4 protein-coding genes and 1 pseudogene are annotated in these 3446 nt (G+C 55.7%); all 5 read right to left on the reverse strand.

The window, feature by feature from the left end:
* Positions 1–1531 (reverse strand): annotated as a pseudogene (locus D6877_RS29365) (hypothetical protein); the annotation flags it as partial.
* Between the two features lie 258 nt (positions 1532–1789).
* Entirely contained in the window at positions 1790–2050 is a 261-nt protein-coding gene (locus D6877_RS11090; RefSeq protein WP_130910794.1) for a type II toxin-antitoxin system ParD family antitoxin, read from the reverse strand.
* A 125-nt stretch (positions 2051–2175) separates the two neighbouring features.
* Positions 2176–2442 carry a short-chain dehydrogenase gene (locus D6877_RS11095; protein ID WP_130910795.1) on the reverse strand — a complete coding sequence of 89 codons (267 nt, stop codon included), beginning with the start codon at positions 2440–2442 and terminating at the stop codon, positions 2176–2178.
* Complete coding sequence (locus D6877_RS11100) at positions 2439–2711, reverse strand: DUF3077 domain-containing protein (RefSeq protein ID WP_130910796.1); 273 nt, start codon at positions 2709–2711, stop codon at positions 2439–2441. The genes D6877_RS11095 and D6877_RS11100 overlap by 4 nt, the downstream gene beginning before the upstream one ends.
* 427 nt (positions 2712–3138) lie before the next feature.
* Positions 3139–3446, reverse strand: a 308-nt coding sequence (locus tag D6877_RS11105; protein WP_130910797.1) for an OprD family outer membrane porin, incomplete at its 5' end; no start/stop codon positions are given.

Here is a 3446-nt window from a genome sequence, read left to right on the forward strand (position 1 = left end):
TGAGCGTTATTTCAGTTTCGACGGTGGTGCTGCCGTTGGGAATGTCGGCGCCACTGGGTGAGCCTTTTGCCGAAGTGATAGTGGGCGCAGTAGCAGCCGTCACGGTCAACTTCCATGCTGCAGAGGTTTGTCCTTGGCCATACAAAGCTTTGGCGGTGAAACTGTGCTCGGCAGCCGTCAGCGCAGAAACGAGCAAGGTCCAGATGCCTGTTACCGGGTCGGCGGTCGGTTGACCCTTTGAAGTAGTGCCATCCAGCACATCGACTTTCTGACCTTTGGCGGCGACACCGCTGAGCGTTATTTCAGTTTCGACGGTGGTGCTGCCGTTGGGAATGTCGGCGCCACTTGGTGAGCCGGTAATTTTTGAGATGACGGGCTTGTCATCTGCGACGTTCCCGACGACCGTGGCAGAGGCGGCTCTCGATTGTCCAATGACCTCCTCATCCCTAATGAGCACAAAGGAAACTTGCAATTGGCTCCCAGATACAACTCGTGAATTAGGAACCTCGACAATACAAGGGAACAAAGTATTGAACCGCTCCTCAATCGTACCCTCATACTCTTCTTCTGCATCAGGATTAGTAGAGCGATAAGTTACTTTCACTTTATCGCCCTTCTGATAAACAGGGGCGTGCGGGATGATTACTACGAAAAGCGGCCCGCCGTTAAGCTTGTCGCGGTCAACGATTGTAGGATCATCCGTGTCTTCGTCTTGATCTTCGCGCAAGATCGGCATTTTCAGAAATACCCGTTCAAGATCGATGTTCGCGTAGATGTATTTTGACCAGCGCTCATTGTGAGTTCCGTTGAGCAACTGATCATCAACGGTGTAGCTGAACGGGCAGTCATTAAGACTGCCAATTTGTTCAAACGTGGCACGGTCTATCAATATCGAAATGTCTTTTCCGACCTTCGTGGGCATGACTTTATAGCTGTAGCGTTTCCGATTGATCTCGTAAGTGATGAGGTCGTAGGCCTTGCCATGCGTATAGCTGCATGTGAGCAGAACGCCGTTGTCCACTTCAGTCTTGCCAATCAGCGCTGGATCGCCCAGCGGGGCAGGCAGGTTGATCTGCAGTTCCGGATGCGGGCCTGTGCCGGGGGGAGCGTTGCCGCCGGGGCGGTTAGCGCTATAGAGCGTCCACAGTTCGGTAGATTCGCTTTCGTTGCCTTCTTTGGTCTTCAGTTTGTATTGAATGACATTGATGATTCCGTCCCGGAATTCGGTCTGGAAAACAACGAATTCAATAATGGCGTTCCCGACATCCTGTGCGTCGCCGCTCTGCACGCCGTTGATCCACAGAGAAACTTTCGTATAGAGGTTCGGCGGGGGCGGATCGACCAGTACCTTCAACGCATTCGCGCCGGTATTGTCGTCACTCAAATCCTTGAAAATCCCCAGGGGCAAGCCGACTACCGGCACGCCGGCCGGAGGCGCTGGATCGCTGATTACATTCTCGGTGGCGAGAAGGATTTTCGCGGGAAACAACGTAAACGTCTTCTCGTCTTGAGAATCATCGTTGAGTGTCATGGAACACCATCCTGATAGGGGCCGTGGGATACGTGCCGGATGGGGATATCAGATACCCGGTGAGGAAAATTGGCTACTGTCAGATCTGACAGTGGAGGGTGGTTTTACGACGAATGGTAGGGAGGTTTGGGGGCAAAATCACGGTGGGCATGCTCGGGAAATGCATCTGTCAGTTGACGATTCAGTGACTGACCCAACGCTTTCGCGAACAGGCTCGCTCAGGGTTTGTGGTGTGGCAGTTGGGTTTTGCGGCGGAGATCAGTTCTGCAGTCGAGTTTGTAATTCCAGAGCCTTCAACATTGTGTATTTGAGTGCCTCGGCATCGAAGGGCTGAGGTTTTCCGCTGGCTTCGCCTTCTTGAAGCGCGGCGCGGACAGCGCTCAGCTCAGCGTTTCGTTTTTGCTCACGATGAGTTGTTGAATCCGCGCTGCCATTCGCATCGCGATCTGCTTCGAACTGAGCTTTTACCCGGTCGGCTTGCTGTTCAGTTGCGCTGCTGGTTTTTCGTTCGGTCGTCATGATCGGGCCTTATGATTGCGGAGCATTAACCCTCATACCTTGAATCAAAAGATCGCGGCCTTCGGCAGCTCCTACATATCGGTGTAGGAGCTGCCGGAGGCTGCGATCTTTTGATCTTGTGCGCGTCAGACCCGCAAACGAATCTGCCGTCCGAGCACATCCATCACGTCACAACCATCGCGCAGCAACATGGCGGCGGCGTGGGCGAGTTGTTGTACGTCGGCGCCTTTGGCCGAGGAGATATCCAGGCTGGCGAGGCTTTCCATCATCTGTGTGACGGCGAGGAAGCGGCTGGCGGCGCTGCTGTGCAGGACGTCCAGTGGGGCTTCGGTGGAGACCAGCATGACGGGGATGCTGTGTTCGTTGTGGGTCATGGAAATGTGTGAATTCATGCGTCACCCCTGGCATTGGCGGCGTGCTGACCGGCGATGGCTGCATGGATCATGGCGCGGGCGTTGGCGAGCATTTGCTGGCTGGCCCAGCGCAGTGAGCTGCTGTGTTCCGGGCGAGCGACGCTAGGGGCCTGGTGCGCGAGGATTTCCGCGCAGTTGAGGTAGGTGGCCGCGTGTTCGAGGGCGTCCAGGAGGGGGATGTCGGGGCGGACGGTGAAAGGGTGGTGAATAGTTTGGTCGGATGGGATTGAGGTGTTTGCTTGCTTCATAAGTGAGGAATCTCTTTCAGTATTGAAGAGAGCTGCCACTTGATCGCCGTCAATCGAATGGGTGGCAACTGTGCGCAGGTTGACGGACCGGTCCTCACAAACCCCGGCGCATCCGAAGATGCCCCACACACAGTCACCATATGAGCGGACACAATAGTGCACGAGCAGAGAAAGGCTATGCGCGTAGTAAGGAGGTCAGGCCGTCAAACCCGGTCACGAATAAGTCGTGACAGGGCGCGAGGATAGGGAGTGAGGCCGAACCCGTCAACCGCCACAAAACTTGCGAATTTGCCTCGTCCCCTTGTAGGAGTGAGCCTGCTCGCGTTGGCGTCCTTTAAGAATAAATTGGTGTTGACTGATACACCGCTATCGCGAGCAGGCGAAGGCCTACAGGGGGGTTGCGTTTCAAGTCGTGATGGGCGGTGGGTTAGAAGCCAAGTGGGTATTGGATGACCACGTAAATCCGGGCTATGTCATCACCTGCCTGCGCTTCGTTGGCGCGGTGGCTGACGTGCGATAGCTGCACCGACAGATCCTTTGCGGCGCCGGATTGCACGACATATTTCAGGTCGATGTCGCGTTCCCAGTGTTTACCACCATCACCCTGTTGCGGTTGATAGTCGCCGCTGCTGGCGTCGAACGGGTTATAGGCGCCGCCCTTGGGCGCGTGCGTGCCGTCGATGTGGCTGCCGCTGACGTAGCGGGTCATGAAGTTCAGGCCGGGGATGCCGAAGG

Source organism: Pseudomonas sp. Sample_9 (assembly GCF_004307535.1).
Taxonomy (GTDB): Bacteria; Pseudomonadota; Gammaproteobacteria; order Pseudomonadales; family Pseudomonadaceae; genus Aquipseudomonas; species Aquipseudomonas mercuritolerans.

Coding starts and splice junctions, on each gene's coding strand:
- D6877_RS11100 (WP_130910796.1), bottom strand. CDS start 2,711: ATGAAGCAAGCAAACACCTCAATCCCATCCGACCAAACTATTCACCAC.
- D6877_RS11090 (WP_130910794.1), bottom strand. CDS start 2,050: ATGACGACCGAACGAAAAACCAGCAGCGCAACTGAACAGCAAGCCGAC.
- D6877_RS11095 (WP_130910795.1), bottom strand. CDS start 2,442: ATGAATTCACACATTTCCATGACCCACAACGAACACAGCATCCCCGTC.